This is a genomic window from Neisseria mucosa (assembly GCA_003028315.1).
In the GTDB taxonomy this organism is placed as follows: Bacteria; Pseudomonadota; Gammaproteobacteria; order Burkholderiales; family Neisseriaceae; genus Neisseria; species Neisseria mucosa.
In genome coordinates this window covers 1,720,597-1,743,658 of sequence record CP028150.1, presented here as the reverse complement: position 1 = coordinate 1,743,658, position 23,062 = coordinate 1,720,597, and the positions used below count along the sequence as shown (strand labels likewise).

Below are 23,062 nucleotides of genomic sequence, written 5' to 3'. Positions count from 1 at the left end.
TATCTGTTGCAACGAAATAAACTATAATGTGTACCGGCATTGAAATGCCGATTTCAACAGACCGCAAGAAACGGAATACAGGGTCTGTCGGCATGATGTTAGTTCATACTGCCGTAAAATAAAACTTATTCTCTAAAAACATTTTAACTCCAACAGCCTTACAGCATGAAACGCGCCAAAAAATATCCCTTCTTATCGTTGCAGCGGCAACGTTTCTGCCTGAATTTTGAAAACGCCTCAACCGCCGCCAATCTTCCGAGCGAACGCGATTTCTACCGCTGGGCATGGGCGGCGTTGAAAAACGAATACCGCCGCGCCGACATCAGCCTGATTCTTCTGGACGAAGAAGAAGCACGCGCCTACAACCGCGATTACCGCGGCAAAGACTACGCCACCAATGTGTTGAGTTTTGCCTTGAACGAAGGCGAAATCCTGCCCGATCAGTTTTCAGACGAGCTTTGCGGCGATTTGATCATCTGCCCGCAAGTCGTATTGAAAGAAGCTGCCGAGCAGGGAAAAACCGCCGAGCAGCACTTTGCCCACCTGACCATGCACGGCACATTGCACCTGATGGGCTACGACCACATCGAAGAGACCGAGGCCGAAGAAATGGAGGCGCTCGAAATCCGCCTGATGCAGGCGGCAGGTTATCCCAACCCCTACCAAGAGGACGAATACTGAAATGGACGACACCCGGTCGAAACCGACATTTTTCGAACGTTTGATTTCCCGACTTGCCGGCGAACCCGATTCCGCCGAAGACGTACTCAGCCTGCTGCGGCAGGCACACGAACAGGAAGTATTTGACGCGGATACACTTTTGCGGCTGGAAAAAGTCCTCGACTTTGCCGACTTGGAAGTGCGCGATGCCATGATTACCCGCAGCCACATGAACGTTTTGAAAGAAAACGACAGCATCGAGCGCATCACTGCCTACGTCATCGAAACCGCCCATTCCCGTTTCCCCGTCATCGGCGAAGACAAAGACGAAGTCCTCGGCATCCTGCACGCCAAAGACCTGCTCAAATACATGTTCAATCCCGAGCAGTTCAACCTCAAATCCATCCTTCGTCCTGCCGTTTTCGTACCCGAAGGCAAATCGCTGAACGCGCTTTTGAAAGAATTCCGCGAGCAGCGCAACCACATGGCAATCGTCATCGACGAATACGGCGGCACGTCGGGTTTGGTAACTTTTGAAGACATTATCGAACAAATCGTCGGCGACATCGAAGACGAGTTTGACGAAGACGAAAGCGCGGACAATATCCACGCTGTTTCCACCGAGCGCTGGCGTATCAACGCCGTAACCGAAATCGAAGACATCAATGCCTTTTTCGGTACGGATTACAGCAGCGAAGAAGCCGACAGCATCGGCGGGCTGGTTATTCAGGAATTGGGGCACCTGCCCGTGCGCGGAGAAAAAGTCGTGATCGGCGGTTTGCAGTTCACTGTCGCCCGCGCCGACAACCGCCGGTTGCATACGTTGATGGCGACTAAGGTGAAATAAACGGGATTTGTCTGATATAGTGGATTAAAATTGCAATGATACGGCGTTGCCAACGCCCTTATGTACTACCTGTACACGGCGGGCGTTGCCGCCTTGTCTCATTTTTATTTTAATCCACTATAATTAAAGAAAAAGGTCGGCGGATTCGCATTTGAAGTGCAACTTTCCATAACAGAAAAAGGCCAGTATGCGGTAGCATACGGCCTTTCCTGCAAGAAAGATTGCCATGAGCTACACACAACTGACCCAAGACGAACGATACCATATCCAATACCTGTCCCGCCACTGCACCATCGCCGAAATCGCCAAACAACTTAACCGCCACAAAAGCACCATCAGCCGAGAAATCAAGCGGTACTGCATCCAAGGACAGCAATACAGCGCCGAAAAAGCACAGAAGCAAAGCCGGCTGACCAAACAGCACCGGCGAAAACCCTATAAGCTCGATTCGCAGCTGGTTCAACACATCGACACCCTTATCCGCCGCAAACTCAGTCCCGAACAAGTATGCGCTTACTTACGCAAACACCACGGGATCACACTCCATCACAGCACCGTTTACCGCTACCTTCGCCAAGACAAAAGCAACAGCGGCACTTTGTGGCAACATCTCAGAATATGCAGCAAACCCTACCGCAAACGCTACGGCAGCACATGGACCAGAGGCAAAGTGCCCGACCGCGTCAGCATAGAAAACCGACCCGCCATCGTCGACCAAAAAACCCGTATCGGCGATTGGGAGGCCGACACCATCATCGGCAAAGATCAGAAAAGCGCATTATTGACCTTGGTCGAACGCACTACCCGCTACACCATCATCTGCAAATTAAAGAACTTAAAGGCCGAAGACACTGCCCGGGCGGCCATTAGGGTATTAAAGGCATATAAAGCCAGAGTCCACACCATCACCATGGATAACGGCAAAGAGTTCTACCAACACACCAAAATAGCCAAAGCATTGAAGGCGAAAACCTATTTTTGCCGCCCTTACCATTCTTGGGAGAAAGGGCTGAATGAGAACACCAACGGACTCATCCGACAATATTTCCCCAAACAGACCGATTTCCGAAACATCAGCGATCGGGAGATACGCAGGGTTCAAGATGAGTTGAACCACCGGCCGAGAAAAACACTTGGCTACGAAACGCCAAGTGTTTTATTCTTAAATCTGTTCCAACCACTGGTACCCTAGTGTTGCACTTGAAATCCGAATCCAAGGTCGTCTGAAAACCGATATACAAGGTTTTCAGACGACCTTTGCCGTATCTTGAAGCCAATCTTATTTCTGATTGTCTTCGATGATTTTTTTGAGGTGCGGCATAGGGCTGTATCCGCTTTGGCTGCGGCCGTTCGGGAAAACGAGGGTAGGTGTGCCGTTGAAGCCGAATTGTTCGCCCAAAGAAGTGGTTTCGGCAACGGGATTGTCGCAATTGGCTTTGCCGCTCGGGAATTGGCCTTTGCGCATCCAGTCGGTCCAGGCTTGGGTCGGGTTAGGCTGACACCACAGGATTTCGGCTTTACGCGCGGCATCGGGGTGCAGGCTCGGAATCGGCATCATGAAGTTGTAGATCGTGATGTCGGTCATTTTTTCAAACTCGTGTTCCAAGCGTTTGCAGTACGGGCAGTCGGGGTCGGAGAAGACGGCGACTTTCAGCTTGCCGTTGCCGCGCACTTCTTTAATCGCTTTGTCCAAAGGCAGGGAGGCGAAGTCGATTTTGTTCAAATCGGCGGCGCGTTCGTCGGTCAGGCTTTTGCGCGTGTTGACGTCGATGAGGTCGCCGACGAACATATAGTCGCCTTTGGCATCGGTGTAAATGATTTGTTTGCCGCTGACAACGACTTCATAAATGCCTTGAATAGGGGTTTCGCTGACGCTGATGACTTTCAGGCCTTGGGATTCGTAAATTTTTTCGAGGCGGGCTTTCAAGGCTTCGCCGACTTTGCCTTGCACGGGGGCGGCGGGCTTGGCGGCGGCTGAAGAGGGCGCTGCATTTGCCTGTGAAACGGGCGTTTGCCCGCACGCGGTCAGTGAGATCAGAGCGATGGGGGCTAAGATTTTGATTAATTTGGTTTTCATTTTTAAGTATAGGCGTGTGTCAAGAAAACCGCATTGTATCAAACCTCTGTCATGCCTGCATTGTATTGAGGCTCAATTTATCGTCTGAAAATAGCTTTCGGCTGTTAAAATACGCAAAAAAACGATTTGCTTGCTTGTATGATCTATCACCGCATTGCCGTAAACGTGCCGCTTTCAGACGGCCTTTTGACTTATTCCCATTCCGAGCCGCTGCCGCAGGGCGCGCGGGTGCTTGTGCCTTTCCGCAACAAGACCGTGGTCGGGATTGTGTGGGAAACGGATATTGCGCCCGATATGGACGCGGCGCGGATTTTGGGTGTTCAGACGGCCTTTTCGGACGAGCCGCCGCTGCCTGAAAACTGGCGTGATTTGCTCTCGTTTACGTCGCGTTATTACCACTATCCGACAGGGCAGGCGGTGTTTGCCGCGCTGCCGCAGGGTTTGAAGGAAACGCGCGCGGTGGAAATGCCGCAGCCGCCGTTGTTTTACGCGCTGAACGAAGCGGGCAGGGCGCAAACGCCGCCGCCGGCGCGGTTCAACAAAAAAGCGGCTTTGTGGGACGCGCTGCTGTCGGGCGGGATGACGATGGCGGCGTTGAAGCAGGTGAACGCGCAGGCGGTGAAATTAATCGAAGATTGGGCGGAACAGGGCTGGATTGAAACCACGGAAGCGGCAAAGCCTGTATTGAGGCCGTCTGAATTTCAGCTCAACGCCGACCAGCAACAGGCTTCCGATGAAATTCAGACGGCCTTTGGCAGCTTCCAGCCGTTTCTGCTGTACGGCATCACCGGCAGCGGCAAGACCGAAGTGTATTTCGATGCGATGGCGAAAGTGTTGGCGCAGGGGCGGCAGGTGTTGTTTCTGTTGCCAGAAATCAACCTCACGCCGCAGCTTTTGAAGCGGGTGGAAAACCGGTTTGCCGACGTGCCGACTGCCGTGTTGCACAGCCAGATGGCGGCAGGCAGGCGCACGCAGGATTATCTGCGCGCAATGTTGGGGCAGGCGAAGTTGGTCATCGGCACGCGGCTGGCGGTGTTCACGCCGATGGATGATGTCGGGTTGATTGTAGTCGATGAGGAACATGACGGCTCGTTCAAACAGGACAACGAATTGCGCTACCACGCCCGCGATTTGGCGGTGTGGCGGGCGAAGCAGAGCGGCTGCCCCGTCGTGTTGGGCAGTGCCACGCCCAGCTTGGAGAGTTGGCACAAGGCGCAAAGCGGCGCGTACCGCCTGCTGCAACTGACCGAGCGCGCCCATACCGCTGCGCAACTGCCGCAAGTGGAGATCCTCAACGTAGGCCGTCTGAAACTCGACAACGGCTTCTCGCCGCAGGCTTTGCAGCTTTTGAAACAGAACTTTGAAGCGGGCGGCATGTCGCTGGTGTACCTCAACCGGCGCGGTTTTGCGCCCGCGCTGTTTTGCGGTGACTGCGGTCATACCTTCGGTTGCCCGAACTGCTCCGCCAAAATGGTGCTGCACCAACGCGCCCACCAACTGCGCTGCCACCACTGCGACCACCGCGAACCCATCCCGTTCAAATGTCCCGATTGCGGCAACCAAGACCTGACCGCCGTCGGCCACGGCACGCAGCGCGTCGAAGAAACCCTGCGGGCCTTCCTGCCCAAGGCCGCCGTCGTCCGCGTCGATAGGGACAGCACCGCGCACAAAAACGACTGGGCGGATTTGTACCGCCGCATCGCTGACAACGAAATCGACATTCTGGTCGGTACGCAGATGCTCGCCAAAGGCCATGATTTTGCGCGGCTTAACCTCGTTATCGTATTGAACGCCGACGGCAGCCTGTACAGCGCGGACTTCCGCGCGCCGGAAAGGCTGTTCGCCGAGCTGATGCAAGTGTCCGGTAGGGCGGGGCGCGCCGACAAACCCGGCAAGGTGTTGATACAGACCCAACTGCCCGAACATCCCGTCTTCGCCGCCGTCAAAGCGCAGGACTACGCCGTGTTTGCCGAAAACGAATTGAACGAGCGGCAAATGTTCGCCATGCCGCCCTTCGGTTTTCAGACCGCCGTCCGCGCCGATGCGCCGCGCGTTGCCGATGCGATGGAGTTTCTCAACGCCGCCAAAGAAACCCTCGCCCCGCTTTTACCCGAAAGCGTCTCACAGTTCGGCGCCGCCCCCATGCTGATGGTGCGCCTAGCCGAACGCGAACGCGCGCAAATCTTCCTCGAATCGACATCCCGACAGGATTTGCACCGCGCCGTGAGTTTGTGGGTGCAGGTGTTGCAGCAAAACCGCGACGGCAAAATCAGATGGTCGGTGGATGTGGACGCGCAGGAAGCGTAAGTGGAATAGGGAAGGGGTCGTCTGAAAAAGCGGAAGAGGCATTTTCAGACGACCTTTTCGCAGTATCGAACATTAATCTTTAGAAACGCTGATGGTGTGTTTGACGTGTTTTAAATTCGCCACGATGGTAAACGTCATCATCACCAGCAAAGCCCACGAACTCCATTTGCTGATGTGTACCGATGCCCATGCGCCGATTTGGTTGGGATAACGCCAAACGCCGAACAAAGTCCCTAAGTTTTCCGCTAGCCAAATGAAAAAACCGATTAGGACGAAAGACAGCAGGAGCGGCATTTTTCGGGTAGTGTCATAGGGCGTGTATAAAACCGTTGTCCGCGCATACAGCCCGAGTGCGAATGCGGCGAGATACCAGCGGTAGTCGCCGAGATAGTGATGAGTGAAAAAATTGACGTAAATTGCCAGCGCGCACAATGTGCTCAACCAATACGGCGGATGGCTTTTGATTCTGATATTAAAGAGCCGCCAAGCCTGAATGATGTAGCTGCCGACCGCCGCATACATAAAGCCTGCAAACAGCGGCACGCCGCCGATTTTGGTGTATGCCTCGTCCGGATAGCTCCAAGACTGGATGTCGCCCGATGTTTTGAACCACTCCAAAGCAAAGCCCACCAAGTGAAAAAGCGTAATCGATTTCACTTCGTCCCACGTTTCCAGCTTGAAATACAGCATCGCAACCTGTACGGAGACTGCAAAAATCAGCAGCAGGTCATAGCGTGAAATCCCCAGCCAGCCTGTTTTCGGAATCAGAAACATGGCGATGAAAAACAAACCTGCAAACAAACAGGCGCGCGCTTCTTTCAGTCCGAAAAACCAGAATTCGACCGCAAAACGCCGCCAACCGTGCAAATCATCCCGTTTCGGGTGTTCCATCAGCCAAGTATCCAGTTTGCCCAACATATTTTCAGACGACCTTCATTTTTAAAAGGGATGGAATATAACGTAAGAATAGGGATCCGGGAATATTAAGTGGCCGTCTGAAAAAGCGGTTGGCGTTTTCAGACGACCTTTTGCGTTATAATCGGGTAAACGATAAAGACACACACCAATCCTACCCATATCCCCATGAACAAACAGATCCGCCAAGAAATTTTCGAGCGTTTCCGCGCTGCCAATCCCCATCCGACCACCGAGCTTCATTTCAATTCACCCTTCGAGCTTTTGATTGCCGTTTTGCTGTCGGCGCAGGCGACCGACGTGGGCGTGAATAAGGCGACGGCAAAGCTGTTTCCGGTTGCCAATACGCCGCAGGCGATGTTGGATTTGGGTTTGGACGGCGTGATGGAGTACACGAAAACCATCGGGCTTTATAAAACCAAGTCCAAACACATCATGCAGACCTGCCGCATCCTGCTGGAAAAATACAACGGTGAAGTGCCGGAAGACCGCGAGGCTTTGGAATCGTTGCCGGGCGTGGGGCGCAAGACGGCAAACGTGGTGTTGAACACGGCGTTCGGCCATCCCGTCATGGCGGTCGATACGCATATCTTCAGGGTGTCCAACCGTACCAAAATCGCGCCGGGCAAGGATGTGCGCGAGGTGGAAGACAAGCTGATGCGCTTTGTGCCGAAAGAATTTTTGATGGATGCGCACCATTGGCTGATTTTGCACGGACGCTACACCTGCAAAGCGCAGAAGCCGCAATGCTGGAAGTGCATCATTAATGATTTGTGCGAATATGGTGCGAAGTTGATGTAAACATTGATAAATTGTAAACAATCAACAAAACAACCTTTCCATTAGGTTAAAATTTCTGACGGCATTTTTTTATTTAAAATGAAATGCTTGAAAAAATATGGACAAAAGGTAAAATTCGACCTTATCGGGTTGGAAAACGATAAAAGTTTCAGACGACCCCCGGTTTTTAAGATGCAAGAACACAATCCGTTATTCGGAAAAGGAAACGCGGTGCGCGAAAAAATGAACAAATACAGATACTTTGCTTTGGTAACGGCTTCTGCGCTGGCCTTGGGCGGCTGTGACAAAATCAGCAGCTTCTTCGGCGGCGACAGTAAAAGCGAAGAATTCGTACAAAGAATCGAACCTTCCAAAGATAACGGCAGCGTCGGCATGCTGCTGCCCGATTTCGCACAATTGGTGCAAAACGAAGGCCAGGCGGTGGTCAATATCCAAGCTTCTCCCGCGAGACGCCCCGCAGGCAGCGGGCAGTCTGAAGAGCAGGGCATGGATTTGAGCCAGTTCCCTGACAACGACCCGTTTTACGAGTTTTTCAAACGCCTTGTCCCGAATATGCCCGATATGCCGGAAGACCAGTCTGCCGACGAGGATTTGAACTTCGGCTCCGGCTTCATCATCAGTAAAGACGGCTATATCCTGACCAATACCCACGTCGTTGCCGGCATGGGCAATATCAAAGTCCTGCTCAACGACAAACGCGAATACACCGCCAAGCTGATCGGATCGGATACGCAATCCGATGTCGCGTTGCTGAAGATTGACGCTTCGGAAGAGTTGCCCGTCGTCAAAATCGGCAATCCGAAAGATTTGAAACCGGGCGAATGGGTTGCCGCCATCGGTGCGCCGTTTGGCTTTGACAACAGCGTTACTTCAGGCATCGTGTCCGCCAAAGGGCGCAGCCTGCCGAACGAAAGCTACACGCCTTTCATCCAAACCGACGTTGCCATCAATCCGGGCAACTCCGGCGGCCCGCTGTTTAACCTGAAAGGTCAGGTGGTCGGCATCAACTCCCAAATTTACAGCCGCAGCGGCGGATTTATGGGCATTTCCTTCGCGATTCCGATTGATGTGGCGATGAACGTTGCCGAGCAGTTGAAAACCAGCGGTAAGGTTCAGCGCGGTCAGTTGGGCGTGATTATTCAGGAAGTGTCTTACGATCTGGCGAAATCGTTCGGCTTGGACAAAGCCAGCGGCGCGTTGATTGCCAAAGTGATGCCGAACAGCCCTGCAATGCAGGCAGGATTGCAAGTGGGTGACATTGTCCGCAGCGTCAATGGCGAAGAAGTGCGCGTTTCCAGCGATTTGCCGGTCATGGTCGGCTCGATGCTGCCGGGTAAGGAAGTTTCGCTGGAAGTATGGCGCAAAGGCGAGAAAATCAATGTGAAAGTCAAACTCGGCAGCATGGCGGAGCAGAACGAAACGTCTTCACGCGCTACCGAGCAGCCGCAGCAGGCAAATCCGGCAGACGGCTTTACCGTCGATAATACGGGACTGACCCTGCGCGTCGATGAAGGTGCAGGCAAAAGCCGCCTGATTGTTTCCCGCGTCAGCGGCGCGGCGGAACGTGCCGGACTCAAACGCGGCGACGAAATCCTCGCCGTCAGCCAAATCAGCGTCAACGACGAATCGAGCTTCCGCAGCGCGTTGGCAGGTGCGGGCAAAAATGTGCCGCTGCTGGTTCAGCGCGACGGCAATACGCTTTTCCTCGCCCTGACCCTGCAATAAGGTGCAACGCAAGCGCCATTCAATGATAGAATACCCGCCATCCTAAGATGGCGGGTATTTTGTAATTTTAGCAACTGATTGATTTGTTTGTTTTTTGATGGTTTTGCTCTTTTGGCTTTGTCAACAATCGCATTCAAAGGTCGTCTGAAAACGTTCCGCTCCGATTGACTTCCTATTAATAAAAATATTATGCACCTGATTGATTATTCACATTCGTTTTTATCCGTCGTGCCGCCGTTTTTGGCATTGGCGCTTGCCGTCATCACCCGCCGCGTGCTGCTGTCTTTGGGCATCGGTATCTTGGTCGGTGTTGCCTTTTTGGTCGGCGGCAGCCCGATTGACGGACTGACACACCTGAAAGACATGGTGGTCGGACTGGCTTGGGCAGACGGCGATTGGTCGCTGGGAAAACCTAAAATCCTGATTTTCTTATTGTTGCTCGGTATTTTCACTTCTCTTTTAACCTTTTCGGGCAGCAATCAGGCGTTTGCCGATTGGGCGAAGCAACACATCAAAGGGCGGCGCGGCGCAAAAATGCTGACTGCCTGCCTCGTATTCGTTACCTTTATCGACGACTATTTCCACAGTCTCGCCGTCGGTGCGATTGCCCGCCCCGTTACCGACAAATTCAAAGTCTCCCGCGCCAAACTCGCGTATATCCTTGATTCCACCGCTGCGCCGATGTGCGTACTGATGCCGGTTTCAAGCTGGGGCGCATCGATTATCGCCACGCTGGCAGGTCTGCTCGTTACTTACCACATCACCGGATACACGCCGATGGGTGTGTTCGTCGCCATGAGCCTGATGAATTATTACGCCCTGTTCGCCCTGATCATGGTGTTTGTCGTCGCTTGGTTTTCTTTCGACATCGGCTCGATGGCGCGCCTTGAAAAAGCGGCATTGCAGGAAACCCATGACGAATCCGCCGGCTCGGACGGCCCTAAAGGCAGGGTTTACGCGCTGATTATCCCTGTTTTGGTGTTGATCGCATCCACCGTTTCCGCCATGATTTACACAGGCGCGCAGGCAAGCGAAACCTTCAGCATTTTGGGCGCGTTTGAAAATACCGATGTAAATACCTCGCTGGTGTTCGGCGGTACTTGCGGCGTACTCGCCGTCGTCCTCTGCACGCTCGGCACCATCAAGGCCGCCGACTATCCCAAAGCCGGCCGTCAGGGCATATCTTCGATGTTCGGCGCGATTACCATCCTGATTCTTGCCTGGCTCATCAGCACCGTCGTCAGCGAAATGCACACCGGCGACTACCTCTCCACGCTGGTTGCAGACAACATCCATCCCGGCTTCCTGCCCGTCATCCTCTTCCTGCTTGCCAGCGTGATGGCGTTTGCCACAGGCACAAGCTGGGGCACGTTCGGCATTATGCTGCCGATTGCCGCCGCGATGGCGGTTAAAGTCGATGCATCGTTGGTTATCCCGTGTATGTCCGCTGTGATGGCTGGCGCGGTGTGCGGCGACCACTGTTCGCCCATTTCCGACACCACCATCCTGTCTTCCACCGGCGCGCATTGCAACCACATCGACCACGTTACATCGCAACTGCCTTACGCCCTGACCGTCGCAGGCGCGGCAGCAGCAGGCTACCTCGTGTTGGGCATGACGCAATCGGCTTGGCTGGGCTTTTTTGCCACCGGCGTTGTCATGACCGCACTCATCTTCATACTGAAAGACAAAAAAGGCAAAGCTGCCTGACGTGTTTTCCCGTTTTCAGACGACCTTTGATACTTTAAGGTCGTCTGAAAACATTTTAAGGAATCCAAAAATGAACGCTCCCCATTCCATCCCGCGCGGCCCCGTTATGGCAGACGTCGCCGCCTACTGTCTGACCGAAGAAGAAAAACAACGCTTGCTCGACCCGTCTATCGGCGGCGTCATCCTGTTCCGCCGCAACTTCGAAAACGTCGGGCAGCTCAAAGCCCTGGTTCAAGAAATCAAAGCACTGCGCACGCCCGAACTCATCATCGCCGTCGATCACGAAGGCGGCAGGGTGCAACGCTTCATCGAAGGCTTCACCCGACTACCCGCCATGAACACTTTAGGGCAGATTTGGGATACCGAAGGCGAAGCCGCTGCCAAAGAAAAAGCCGAGCAGGTCGGCTGGGTATTGGCGACGGAACTGACCGCCTGCGGCATAGACCTCTCCTTCACGCCCGTCCTCGACCTCGATTGGGGAACATGCCCCGTCATCGGCAACCGCAGCTTCCACCGAAATGCCGATACCGTGACCCAACTTGCCCTTGCCCTGCAAAAAGGTCTGAACCGGGGCGGCATGAAATCCTGCGGCAAACATTTCCCCGGACACGGATTCGTCGAAGGCGACAGCCATTTGGTGCAACCCGAAGACACGCGCAGCCTTGCCGAACTCGAAGCTGCCGACATGATTCCGTTCCGCGCCTTAAGCAGCGCAGGCATGGCGGCGGTCATGCCCGCCCACGTCGTTTATCCGCAAATTGACGGCAAGCCCGCCGGTTTCTCCGAAAAATGGCTCAAACAAATCCTGCGTCAAGATATTGGATTTAAAGGCGTTATCTTTTCAGACGACCTCACGATGGAAGGCGCAGGCGCAGCGGGCGGCATCAAAGAACGTGCAAACGCCTCTTTCACAGCAGGCTGCGACATCGTCCTCGTCTGCAACCGTCCCGACCTCGTGGACGAACTGCGCGACGGCTTCCAAATCCCCGCCAATCCCGATTTGGCAAACCGCTGGCAATACATGGCGAACACACTGGGCAAAGAAGCCGCCCAAGCCGTGATGCAAACCCCAGATTTCCAAGCCGCACAAGCCATGACCGCGCAACTTGCCACGCCTAAAGACACAGCCGGCGGCGTGAAAGTCGGCGAAGCGTTTTAAAGGCGTTTGATTTAGAAAGCATGAAAGAAGGTCGTCTGAAAAGCTGAATTGGGCTTTTTCAGACGACCTTTTGTCCGTTTAAAGAATGTGGTAGGTTTGAAATCACATTAAGGTGCACTTTTATCGCGTGCCTGCCTTTGAATCCTCTATAAAGTAGTTCCGAACACTAAAAAAGGTCGTCTGAAAACCCCGATTTAAGGTTTTCAGACGACCTTTTTATTTCACAATGAGGGCTTGATTATCCTTCTTCGGGCAGCTTGGTAATCTGTACCCGCTCAATGCGTTGCCCGTTTTTTTCAACGACTTGGAAACGCCAGCCGTGGAAGTCGGCAAAGTCGCCGACATCGGGAATGCTTTGCAGCTCTTCCATAATCAGTCCGGCAACGGTGTGGAAGTCGGCATCTTCTTCTTGCGGCGGGAGTTTGAGTTGCGGCGCGAGTTCGACGTATTCGAGCGAACCGTCCACGGTCAGGCTTTCATCGGCATTTTCTTGAACGGCGGGTTCTTCTTGGAGTTCAAACTCTTCGGGGAATTCGCCGGCAATGGTTTCCAGCAGGTCTTTCATGGTAACCATGCCCAAAACTGCGCCGAATTCATCGACTACCAAAGCATAATCCGCGCTGCTTTGGCGGAACAATTCAATCGCGCCTAACGCGGTCGCACTGTCCGGCAGGACAAGCGGCTGGCGCAGGACGGCTTGAATATTGAGTTCGCCGGTTTCGAGCAGTTGGGCGAGCAGGTCTTTTTTGTTGATGTAGCCCAACGGTTCGTCCACACCGGCTTTACCAACGACGAGCAGGCGGCTGTACGGAGTGTTTTGCAGTTGGGCGTTTTGCTCTTCGCGGCTTTGGGAGATGTCCAAACGCTCAATGTCGCGACGCGGAATCATCACGCCGAGGATGGGACGTTCGGCAAGCGTAAGGACGCTGCGTATCATGGATTTTTCGTTTTCTTCGAAATGCCCATCATCCTCTGCTTCATCGCCCGCTTTGGCAAGCACGCTTTCGCGTATGCCCATCATGCCCAAGACGTTCTCGGCGGTTCGTTTGCGCCACGAGCTGCTGATGTAGTCGTTTTTGCGGCTGTTGCGCTGCGAAATTTGGTTGAATGCTTCAATCAGGATGGAGAAGCCGATAGCGGCGTAGAGGTAGCCTTTCGGGATGTGGAAATGGAAGGCTTCGGCAATGAGGCTGAAACCGATCATCAGCAGGAAACCCAAACAGAGCATGACGACGGTAGGATGCCTGTCCACAAACTCGGTTAGCGGTTTGCTGGCGGAAATCATGACGGTCATGGCAACGGCAACGGCGCCCATGGCAACGACGATGTGATCAACCATCGCGACGGCTGTGATCACGGAATCGATGGAAAATACCGCGTCAAGAATCAGGATTTGGGCAACCACGCTCCAAAATCGCGCGTGTTTTTTCTGACTGTCGGCAACGGCAAACTGGTTATGCCCTTCGAGGCGTTCGTGCAGCTCGGTGGTGGCTTTGTAGAGCAAGAAGATGCCGCCCGCGAGCATAATCATGTCTTTGCCGGAAACGTCCAACCCGCTGATATTGAACAGCGGGCGCGTCAGGGTCATGATGTGCGCCATGAAGCCGAGCATGATGATGCGGATAACGACCGCAAGCCCCAAACCGGTAATGCGCGCGCGGTCGCGTTGGGCGGGTTTGACTTTGTTCGCCAAAATGGCGACGAAAACGAGGTTGTCTATCCCCAAGACGACTTCGAGTACCAGAAGCGTGGCAAAGCCTATCCAAGTATGCGGCTCTGCCAACCAACTGAAATCCATGATTTTTGTATTCCTTTGTGTCAAACGCGAAAAGGCAGCCTGAAACGCTCAAGCTGCCTGATTCATATCGATACGCACGAAAAACGGCGGGCGGTCATGCTGCTCTGCTCTGGGTCTTTCATGTGTGCGTATGTCTCAAGTAAAAATAATGTAAATAGTTTAGCAGTTTGGGAGGCGGATGGCAAAAGGTCGTCTGAAAGATAAGCCTTATTTTCAGACGACCTTTTGTTTAAGCTAAACCTGATTCAGATTCAGCCTCTGTTTTTCAACCGTCCATGCAACTCCTGCACGCTGTACACGCCCAAGTGGTCGCGGCTTTTTGCGCCTTCGCTCATGGCTTCGCCGCCGGCGATGGTGGTGTATTGCGGCACGCGCTGGGTGAGGGAGGTGCGGCGGATGCTGTGGCTGTCGGCGATGGATTGCGCCGAGCTGCTGACGGTGTTCACCACCAGCGCGATTTCGCCGTTTTTAATCGCGTCCACGATGTGCGGGCGGCCTTCCTGCACTTTGTTCACCGCCTGCACGATGATGCCGTGCTCTTTCAGGTATTCGGCGGTGCCGCGTGTGGCGCAGACGCCGTAGCCGAGTGCTTGGAAGTTTTGCGCGGTTTTGACGATGAGCGGTTTGTCTTCGTCGCGCACGGCGAGGAAGATTTTGCCGGTCGGGTTCAGGCGTTCGCCTGCGCCGAGTTGGGCTTTGTAGTAGGCTTCGCCAAAGCTTGCGCCTACGCCCATCACTTCGCCGGTGGAGCGCATTTCCGGGCCGAGGATGGTGTCCACGCCGGGGAATTTGATGAAGGGGAACACGGCTTCTTTAACGGCATAGAAATCGGGGACGACTTCTTTTTCCACGCCTTGCTCTTGTAGGGAAATGCCTGCCATGCAGCGTGCGCCGACTTTGGCGAGCGGCACGCCGGTGGCTTTGGAGACGAAGGGAACGGTACGGCTGGCGCGCGGGTTCACTTCCAACACGAACACCACGCCGTCCTGTACGGCAAACTGTACGTTCATCAGGCCGACCACGCCCAGCGCGTAGGCCATGGCTTTGGTTTGGCGGCGGATTTCGTCTTGGATTTCTTCGCTGAGCGAGTAGGGCGGCAGCGAGCAGCCGGAGTCGCCGGAGTGGATGCCTGCCTGTTCGACATGCTGCATGATGCCGCCGATAACGACGTCTTTGCCGTCTGAAACGCAGTCCACATCGACTTCAATCGCGTTGTTTAGGAAGAAATCGAGCAACACGGGGCTGTCTTCGGATACCTGCACGGCTTCGCGCATGTATTTTTGCAGCTCTTCGGCGGAGTGGACGACCTGCATGGCGCGGCCGCCGAGGACGTAAGACGGGCGCACGACCAGCGGATAGCCGATTTCTTCGGCTTTGACGAGCGCTTCTTCTTCGTTGTGGGCGATGCGGTTGGGCGGTTGGCGCAGGCCTAAGTCGTTCAACACTTTTTGGAAGCGTTCGCGGTCTTCGGCGGCGTCGATGCTGTCGGCGGACGTGCCGATGATGTTTACGCCGTTTTCAACCAGCGCGTTGGCGAGTTTGAGCGGGGTTTGGCCCCCGTAATGCACAATCACGCCCCACGGGTTTTCGGTGCGGACGATTTCCAACACGTCTTCCAGCGTCAGCGGCTCGAAATAGAGGCGGTCGCTGGTGTCGAAGTCGGTGGACACGGTTTCGGGGTTGCAGTTCACCATAATCGTTTCAAAGCCCGATTCGCGCAGGGCGAGCGCGGCGTGAACGCAGCAATAGTCAAACTCGATGCCCTGACCGATGCGGTTCGGGCCGCCACCGAGAATCATCACTTTCTTACGGTCGGAAGGACGCGCTTCGCATTCTTCTTCGTAAGTGGAATAGAGGTAGGCGGTTTCGGTGGCGAATTCGGCGGCGCAGGTATCGACCCGTTTATACACAGGATGCAGCTTCAGCGCGTAGCGGTGTTCGCGTACTTCTTTTTCTTTTACGCCCAAAAGTTGCGCGATGCGTTTGTCGGAGAAGCCTTTGCGTTTCAGACGACGTAGGGCGGCGAAATCCAAATCTTGCAGGCAGCCTGCACTTACCTGCTGCTCTTCTTTCACCAAGTCTTCGATTTGCGCCAAGAACCAAGGGTCGATGGCGCAGATTTCGTGGATTTCTTCCAGCGTGAAGCCGGCGCGGAACGCGTCTGCCACAAACAGCATACGCTCGGGGCCTGGGTTCGCCAGTTCGCGGCGGATTTCCGCTTTGTCTTCGCTGCGCGGATTGAAGCCGCACAAGCCCGTTTCCAAGCCGCGCAGGGCTTTTTGGAAGCTTTCCTGAATCGTGCGGCCCATCGCCATCACTTCGCCCACCGATTTCATCTGCGTGGTCAGGCGGTCGTCTGCGGCAGGGAATTTTTCAAACGCAAAACGCGGGATTTTGGTTACCACATAGTCGATGGAAGGCTCGAACGACGCGGGCGTACGGCCGCCGGTGATGTCGTTGCGCAACTCGTCCAGCGTAAAGCCGACCGCCAGTTTTGCCGCCACCTTCGCAATCGGGAAGCCTGTCGCTTTGGAAGCCAGCGCGGACGAACGGCTCACGCGCGGGTTCATCTCGATCACAATCATCTCGCCGTTTTCAGGGTTCACCGCAAACTGCACGTTCGAGCCGCCCGTGTCCACGCCGATTTCGCGCAATACCGCCAAGCTTGCGTTGCGCATGATTTGGTATTCTTTGTCCGTCAGCGTTTGCGCCGGCGCAACCGTAATCGAGTCGCCCGTATGCACACCCATCGGGTCGAAGTTTTCAATCGAGCAGATGATGATGCAGTTGTCAGCCTTATCGCGCACCACCTCCATCTCGTACTCTTTCCAGCCGAGCACGGACTGCTCAATCAACAGCTCATGCGTAGGCGACGCATCGAAACCACGTTCGCAAATCGCCAGAAATTCGTCTTTATTGTAGGCAATGCCGCCGCCCGAACCGCCCATGGTGAAAGACGGACGAATCAGCGTCGGGAAGCCGACCTGTTCCTGCGCCGCCAAGGCTTCGTTCATCGTGTGGCAGACAAAAGATTTCGGGCAGGAGAGGCCGATTTTCTCCATCGCCTCCTTAAAGCGGCCGCGGTCTTCCGCCTTATCGATCGCGTCTTCCGTCGCGCCGATCAGCTCGACATTGTATTTCGCCAGCACGCCGTTGCGCGCCAAATCCAGCGCACAGTTCAGCGCGGTCTGGCCGCCCATCGTGGGCAGAATCGCATCAGGCCGCTCCTTGGCGATAATCTTCTCCACCGTCTGCCACATAATCGGCTCGATGTAGGTAACATCGGCCATTTCAGGGTCGGTCATGATGGTGGCAGGGTTGGAGTTTACCAAAATGACTTTATAGCCTTCTTCACGCAAGGCTTTGCAGGCCTGTGCGCCCGAATAGTCAAATTCGCAGGCCTGACCGATAACGATAGGGCCGGCGCCGATGATAAGGATGGATTTTAGGTCGGTACGTTTGGGCATGGGTGGGTCTTTCTATATATTACTTATGCAAAATCATAAAACAAACCATAGAATATAATTATTCTATTTTTGAAAATACAAGTTCATTATTTCTGCTCCTAAAAATCCACCAAACAAGACATAAAGAGTGGAAAACTCTTTTTTTATTTTTATATATTCCATATCTTGTCGGATGGTTTCATTCATATCTTGAAGGATGGTTTCATTAAAGAAAACAAGTAACAAAACAAGCGCGCAATATAGTATTATAAAAAACAAAAACTTAAAAATAATTTTGTCATATATTTCTCTTTGGACGGGAAAAGTTTTTCCACAATCATCATTGTTACGATCTAGAACTGCTAATTTTCCTGAATTCATCACTTTTTTTATTACAATCTTGTTTAGTACGTAAGGGGCTATTTGATAGTATGCAAGATGGAATAAAATAGCTGTGATTGCGCCACTAAGTAAATGTAGTGAAATTTTGTATATATTTAATTCATTATTTATTCTGCTCATATTACAAACATACAGAATAATAATAGATAAACCCACTAAAATTATGAATGGAAATAAAGAAAGATGTTGGGGTGATTTATCTGAAATGTAAGTATGACCAGATTCATCAGTAATTTTTTCATTAGATACAAGATTTGTTTCATTTATATAAATATTTGAGTACACAATATGCAATATAAGAAAAAGTAAAATAAATAATATTGTCCAAGTAAGAAAATCATGTTTTTGATAAATTACATAAAGTACGCTAAAGAAATGAAGTATTATTGTTAATATTAAGAATAAAATAGTAATGAATATTTTATTACGCTTATCTGAAATAAAGTATTTATCAATGGTTTTTATGAGTTTTTCTATATTTATATGTAAATACATAGATCTAATCTTTCTATTTTTCAAAAAATAAGCCGTAGCTCACATGTAGGGTGTGTGCGGTACACACGCACGCACGCGTTCTCCATTTTCCCTGCAACCCCAACCCACCGCGTGCGTGCCTTGCGGCACACACCCTACCGATGGGTTCAAAGGTCGTCTGAAAAAACGCTCGCGGCGTTTTTTCCATCTGCCTTGCGATAAAAGGCTACCTGAAAAATTCCTGCTGTTGATATTTCGGGCATTCTTTTTCAGACGACCTGTAATACTTGAATCTGCTGCAACCTGCCCCCTCCCCCGTGGGGAGGGCTGGGGAGAGGGCATTCCCAAAATGGCGGCAACCTTTCTCAACACCTAAATCTCCCAAATACAAGCCTTGCGGCTTGTTGCCCTCTCTCTAACTCTCTCCCACGGGAGAGAGGACGGGGCGGCTGTTGGGATTAAGGATTCCACAAGGAAAATAGGTTGTACAGGCTGCTTTTTTATTTTTCAGACGACCTAAAGTCAACGGTTGTAGATCCAAGTTGCTTTTCAAACCGCCAGCAACCGTAAAACCTGCTGCAATCCGCTCCCTCCCCCGTGGGGGAGGGTTGGGGAGAGGGTATTCTCCAAGTTGCGGCAACCTTTCCCAACACCTAAATCTCCCAAATACAAGCCTTGCGGCTTGTTGCCCTTTCTCTAACTCTCTCCCATGGGAGAGAGGACGGGGTATTTGCTGGAGTTAAGGATTCTGCAAACAAAATAGGGGTTGTGCGTGCTGTTTTTTGCTTTTCAGACGACCTTTATAAATGCTCAATTCAGGCAGCCGGTATCCTATTATTTTCAAAAATCCAATCAAAATCAGCCGTCTGCTACCGTGCAGGCTGCTTTTCCAATTTTTGCAACACGCGCAGGATTTCCGCCAGTACGTCGTTTGTCTGCTGCAAAATCTCGTGGTTCCAAAAACGCAGCACGGTAAAGCCCAAGCTGTTGAGATATGCTGTCCGCGCGTGGTCGTATGCGGCTTGTTCTGTGTGCTGCCCGCCGTCTGCTTCGACAATCAGCTTGGGCGTTACGCACATAAAATCAACAATATAATTTCCCATCGGCTGCTGGCGGCGGAATTTATAGCCGTTCAGACGGCCTGCCCGCAGGTACTGCCACAATTTTGCTTCCGCCTCGCTCATTTCTTGACGCATGGCTTTGGCACGTTGATGCAGGGCGGGGTTGTCGGTGGTCAATAGTTTTTCGGACGGGTTCATTTTTTTATTATTAGGTGTGGGAAACCCCTTGATGACAATCTTTTTTCTTTTTTCAGACGACCTTTTACGTTTTTATTTTGCACAAGCCGTCGGAAAACTTCCTTAAAAGCTGGTGATAAAGGTAATCAAGCTCAAAATGATACCGGGGGCGTTTGCCAGCATGACGGGGTAGTCGCGTTTTTCTTTCAAAAAGCCGTAGGCAACCCATAATGTGCAGTTGATGGCGGCGACGAGGGGTTGCAGCGGCGAGCCGGGGTTGCCCGCGAGGTTGTTTTGGATTTGCGGGATGTAGGAAACGTACATGCCCACTGCGGTCAGGGTAGCGACGACGGAGAGTACGCGCATTTGTTTTTCAGTCATGGTTTTCCTTTCTGATTTGAGGGTTGGGGGGATTTTTCAGACGACGTTTTATGCTGAGGGGTCGTCTGAATTTTTGTTTTTATATTTTTGGTTTTATCGGGTTTCAGACGACCTTTGTTGAGTGGAAAAGTCGTCTGAAAAGGCGGCTTATTGTTTTGCCGCTTTCATATTGTCAATGAATTTGTCAAACAGATAGCTGACATCCTGCGGGCCGGGGCTGGCTTCGGGGTGGCCTTGGAAGCAGAACACGGGTTTGTCGGTCAGCTCGATGCCTTGCAAGGTATTGTCGAACAAGGATTTGTGGGTAATTCTTGCGTTGGCGGGCAGGGTGTCGGCATCGACGGCGAAGCCGTGGTTTTGGCTGGTGATAACGACTTTGCCGCTATCTAAGTCTTGCACGGGGTGGTTCGCGCCGTGGTGGCTGAAGTGCATTTTCAAGGTTTTTGCGCCGATGGCGAGGCTGATGAGCTGGTGTCCCAGGCAGATGCCGAAGATGGGTTTGCCACTTGCCATCAGTTTTTGCACGGCTTCGATGGCGTAGGTGCATGGCTCGGGGTCGCCGGGGCCGTTGGAGAGGAACACGCCGTCGGGATTGAGTGCCAACACGTCTTCCGCGCTGGTTTGGCCGGGGACGACGGTCAGGCGGCAGCCTCGTGCGGCGAGCATACGCAGGATGTTGGTTTTCACGCCGAAATCGTAGGCGACGACGTGGAATGGTTGTTCGGCAGGAGTAACGAAACCTTTGCCCAGCGCCCATTCGCCTTCGGTCCATTCGTAGGCTTCTTGGCAGGAAACTTCTTTTGCCAAGTCTTTTCCAACCATGCTGCCGAACGCGGCGATGAGTTCTTGCGCTTTTTCAACCGTGGCGTCCGCGCCGGTCAGAATTGCGCCGCCTTGTGCGCCTTTTTCACGCAGCAGCGTGGTCAGGCGGCGGGTGTCGATTTCGGCAATGGCGACGGTTTTGTTGCGCACCAGATAGTCGTGCAGGCTTTCGGAGGCGCGGAAGTTGCTGTGCAAGAGCGGCAGGTCGCGGATAATCAAGCCTGCGGCATAAACGCTGCGGCTTTCTTCGTCTTCGGCGTTGGTGCCGGTATTACCGATGTGGGGGTAAGTGAGGGTAACGATTTGTTTGCAGTAGGACGGGTCGGTCAGGATTTCCTGATAGCCGGTCATGGAAGTGTTGAACACGACTTCGCCGGAAGTCGAACCTTCGTAACCGATTGATGTGCCGTGAAATACGCTGCCGTCAGCGAGAACGAGAAGAGCCGGAGTGGTCATGATGAATCCTGTTTGCCTGATGATGGTCGGTTTGCAGAAACGGGCAGGGGTCGTCTGAAAATTGTTTACAAAAAAGACCGCCTGAGAAAATATCGGCTAAAAAAAAACACGCCCCGCAGCCTTGATTTTGCTGCGTAACGTGCTTTTTCAGGCATAGCTGCCTATGCCGTAGAAGCAATGCATTCTACGTCAAAAAGACGCATCGTTCAAGTTGTATCCTAAGATAGTTTCTACCTTAATAATCATGCGGTCTGTTTCATTTTCACCATTTGTCCCCTGTATCAGGCAAAAAAATATTCGGAACTGCACATAAATGACATTGTAAATGTTAGAATCGCATTCCGAGAAAATAAAAACAACGTCATCATCCGTCAACCGACAATTTTATGAAAAAAGAACGCATTATGAAAAACAATCCTTCACGTTTCCCCGGTACCGTCCGTCCGATGATTTACAGCATCGCCTCCGCACTCGCTCTGATGGGTGCAGCATCGCAAGCGCAAGCGCAATTTGCCAAAACCCCGCTTTACCTGCAAAACGAATCTCAGATTATCGAGCAGCCAAAAATTAAACATAACATTATGTTTTTTATTGATAACTCCGGGAGTATGGGATGGGGGCAGGAGGTGGTACCAATAAAACGCGGATGGAAGTAACGAAAGAAGCGTTGCATGCCGTTTTGGATGAGCATAAAGATAAATTCAACTGGGGCTTGCGGGCTTTGGTCAATACCGAAAACGATCCAAACAACGCAGATCCCAAAAAGCGTACCAAAAAGAATTACACCAACGGGGATGAAACATTCAATACTTCATGGGAGCAGATGAAAACCCTGGTGGACGGTATGAGTCCGTCTGGCTATACGCCTTCTACCCGCCGTTATTACGAGGTTGTCGCCACAACGGTGATGCCGAATATCAAATACCGCTGTCAGAAGTCTTATGTCGTCATGATGTCTGACGGCGATGCCAACTTGTCGTGCAGTTTTTCTGCATGTAGAAAATCGTCGCGTTGTTTACACCACAGGTTGAGAAAAATAAGCCTGCAAGACCTCAAACGGCGTATCGCCGTTCAAACTGCGGTGTGGCTTCACAGTGTTATAAAAATTAACAAAGCGGCACAACTCCTTTTGCCGATGTTCCGGACTCTCAAACGACTGTTTCTCATGCCACATCTCCATCAGGGTACGGATAACCCGCTCCGCCTTACCGTTGGTCTGCGGACGGGCAACCCGGGTAAACTTTTGACCAATCCCGTTCTCGTAACAGGCTACACCGAAAGCATGGTTGGCCGAGCCTTTGTATTCCGTACCGTTGTCGGAGTAAACGCACTCAATCAGGTATGGGCAGGGATCAATCAGGTGTTCGGTCAGAAACTTGGCGGCGCTGTCTGCGGTTTTGTCCGGCAAAATGGCGGCGTATAGCTCCCTTGAGAAATCGTCGATGGCGACAAACAGGTAATCCCGCTTATCGGTAGCTTTCTGCCCTTTGAGCAGTGGCAGCCGTTTGGTGTCGAGATGTACCATCTCTCCGGGGTAGGATTTATTGTAGCGTTTGGCCTGCTTTTTGAGTTTTTCCTGAATGCTGCGTTCTACCTTGGCCAGGCGTTTCATTCCGTACTTTGCCTGTTTGAAACGGTTGTTGGTACTGGTTTGCGGTTTGAGCAGCTTGGCCCTTGCGGCTTTAAGGGCGCGGTAAATGGTGACGCGGCTGACTTGGTAGCGGCGTGCCAGGGAGGTGACGCTTTCCTTCCCCTGCGTGTAGGCCAGCCAAATGGCTTGTCGGTGGTGCGGGGTGAGGCGGGTGTTTTTGTGCATGTTCATGTTTCAGTATTCTCCTGGAAAT

The 23,062-nt window shown here is 52.6% G+C and carries 18 protein-coding genes and 3 pseudogenes; 10 read left to right on the top strand and 11 right to left on the bottom strand.

Features of this window, described 5'->3' with window-relative positions; all coding sequences use genetic code 11:
* Positions 1–165 precede the first annotated feature (165 nt).
* The 3 genes from NM96_08695 to NM96_08685 all read left to right on the top strand — a co-directional run bounded on the left by NM96_08695 (position 166) and on the right by NM96_08685 (position 2,699).
* Positions 166–681: an rRNA maturation RNase YbeY gene (locus NM96_08695; GenBank protein ID AVR79401.1), complete on the top strand. Its 516-nt coding sequence runs from the start codon at positions 166–168 to the stop codon at positions 679–681.
* A gap of 1 nt (position 682) precedes the next feature.
* Complete coding sequence (locus NM96_08690; GenBank protein AVR79400.1) at positions 683–1,507, top strand: CBS domain-containing protein; 825 nt, start codon at positions 683–685, stop codon at positions 1,505–1,507.
* Positions 1,508–1,733: 226 nt separating this feature from the next.
* Positions 1,734–2,699: an IS30 family transposase gene (locus tag NM96_08685; GenBank protein ID AVR79399.1), complete on the top strand. Its 966-nt coding sequence runs from the start codon at positions 1,734–1,736 to the stop codon at positions 2,697–2,699.
* Between the two features lie 87 nt (positions 2,700–2,786).
* Here NM96_08685 and NM96_08680 read toward each other — a convergent pair whose 3' ends face one another.
* Positions 2,787–3,584, bottom strand: coding sequence for a thiol:disulfide interchange protein (locus tag NM96_08680; protein ID AVR79398.1), 798 nt, complete (start codon positions 3,582–3,584; stop codon positions 2,787–2,789).
* Between the two features lie 138 nt (positions 3,585–3,722).
* On the opposite strand from NM96_08680, the gene NM96_08675 reads away from it, so the two are divergent.
* Positions 3,723–5,891: a primosomal protein N' gene (locus NM96_08675; protein AVR79397.1), complete on the top strand. Its 2,169-nt coding sequence runs from the start codon at positions 3,723–3,725 to the stop codon at positions 5,889–5,891.
* Between the two features lie 72 nt (positions 5,892–5,963).
* Here NM96_08675 and NM96_08670 read toward each other — a convergent pair whose 3' ends face one another.
* The gene (locus tag NM96_08670; GenBank protein AVR79396.1) at positions 5,964–6,809 is read right to left on the bottom strand and encodes a DUF817 domain-containing protein; all 846 of its coding nucleotides are present in this window, start codon (positions 6,807–6,809) and stop codon (positions 5,964–5,966) included.
* Positions 6,810–6,974: 165 nt separating this feature from the next.
* Between NM96_08670 and nth the strand changes: the two genes are divergently transcribed.
* From nth to NM96_08650, 4 genes are all read left to right on the top strand, one after another.
* Positions 6,975–7,607, top strand: coding sequence for an endonuclease III (gene nth, locus NM96_08665; GenBank protein ID AVR79395.1), 633 nt, complete (start codon positions 6,975–6,977; stop codon positions 7,605–7,607).
* A gap of 171 nt (positions 7,608–7,778) precedes the next feature.
* Positions 7,779–9,332 carry a DegQ family serine endoprotease gene (locus NM96_08660; GenBank protein ID AVR79394.1) on the top strand — a complete coding sequence of 518 codons (1,554 nt, stop codon included), beginning with the start codon at positions 7,779–7,781 and terminating at the stop codon, positions 9,330–9,332.
* 189 nt (positions 9,333–9,521) lie between these two features.
* Entirely contained in the window at positions 9,522–11,042 is a 1,521-nt protein-coding gene (locus NM96_08655) for a Na+/H+ antiporter (protein ID AVR79393.1), read from the top strand.
* A gap of 70 nt (positions 11,043–11,112) precedes the next feature.
* Positions 11,113–12,201: a beta-N-acetylhexosaminidase gene (locus NM96_08650; protein AVR79392.1), complete on the top strand. Its 1,089-nt coding sequence runs from the start codon at positions 11,113–11,115 to the stop codon at positions 12,199–12,201.
* Positions 12,202–12,439: 238 nt separating this feature from the next.
* On the opposite strand, the gene NM96_08645 is transcribed toward NM96_08650, so the two are convergent.
* A complete protein-coding gene (locus NM96_08645; GenBank protein AVR79391.1) occupies positions 12,440–13,999 on the bottom strand; it encodes a TerC family protein in 1,560 nt (519 codons plus the stop codon).
* Here NM96_08645 and NM96_08640 point away from each other — a divergent pair.
* Positions 13,998–14,203, top strand: a pseudogene (locus NM96_08640) (hypothetical protein). The gene NM96_08645 and the pseudogene NM96_08640 overlap by 2 nt on opposite strands.
* Positions 14,204–14,250: 47 nt before the next feature.
* On the opposite strand, the gene carB reads toward NM96_08640, so the two are convergent.
* From carB to NM96_08605, 7 genes and pseudogenes are all read right to left on the bottom strand, one after another.
* Entirely contained in the window at positions 14,251–17,466 is a 3,216-nt protein-coding gene (gene carB, locus NM96_08635) for a carbamoyl phosphate synthase large subunit (GenBank protein AVR79390.1), read from the bottom strand.
* A gap of 63 nt (positions 17,467–17,529) precedes the next feature.
* Positions 17,530–18,342, bottom strand: coding sequence for a hypothetical protein (locus NM96_08630; protein AVR79389.1), 813 nt, complete (start codon positions 18,340–18,342; stop codon positions 17,530–17,532).
* Between the two features lie 42 nt (positions 18,343–18,384).
* Positions 18,385–18,584 (bottom strand): annotated as a pseudogene (locus NM96_08625) (hypothetical protein).
* Positions 18,585–18,736: 152 nt separating this feature from the next.
* Positions 18,737–18,961 carry a hypothetical protein gene (locus NM96_08620; protein AVR79388.1) on the bottom strand — a complete coding sequence of 75 codons (225 nt, stop codon included), beginning with the start codon at positions 18,959–18,961 and terminating at the stop codon, positions 18,737–18,739.
* A 229-nt stretch (positions 18,962–19,190) separates the two neighbouring features.
* On the bottom strand, positions 19,191–19,580 hold the full coding sequence (locus tag NM96_08615; protein ID AVR79387.1) for an endonuclease: 390 nt from the start codon (positions 19,578–19,580) through the stop codon (positions 19,191–19,193).
* 102 nt (positions 19,581–19,682) lie between these two features.
* The gene (locus NM96_08610) at positions 19,683–19,940 is read right to left on the bottom strand and encodes a hypothetical protein (protein AVR79386.1); all 258 of its coding nucleotides are present in this window, start codon (positions 19,938–19,940) and stop codon (positions 19,683–19,685) included.
* 147 nt (positions 19,941–20,087) lie between these two features.
* Positions 20,088–21,218 carry a carbamoyl-phosphate synthase small subunit gene (locus tag NM96_08605; protein ID AVR79385.1) on the bottom strand — a complete coding sequence of 377 codons (1,131 nt, stop codon included), beginning with the start codon at positions 21,216–21,218 and terminating at the stop codon, positions 20,088–20,090.
* A gap of 386 nt (positions 21,219–21,604) precedes the next feature.
* Between NM96_08605 and NM96_08600 the strand changes: the two are divergent.
* Positions 21,605–22,203 (top strand): annotated as a pseudogene (locus NM96_08600) (hypothetical protein).
* A 30-nt stretch (positions 22,204–22,233) separates the two neighbouring features.
* Here the strand turns inward: NM96_08600 and NM96_08595 are convergent.
* On the bottom strand, positions 22,234–23,040 hold the full coding sequence (locus NM96_08595; protein ID AVR79384.1) for an IS481 family transposase: 807 nt from the start codon (positions 23,038–23,040) through the stop codon (positions 22,234–22,236).
* Between the last annotated feature and the right edge of the window lie 22 nt (positions 23,041–23,062).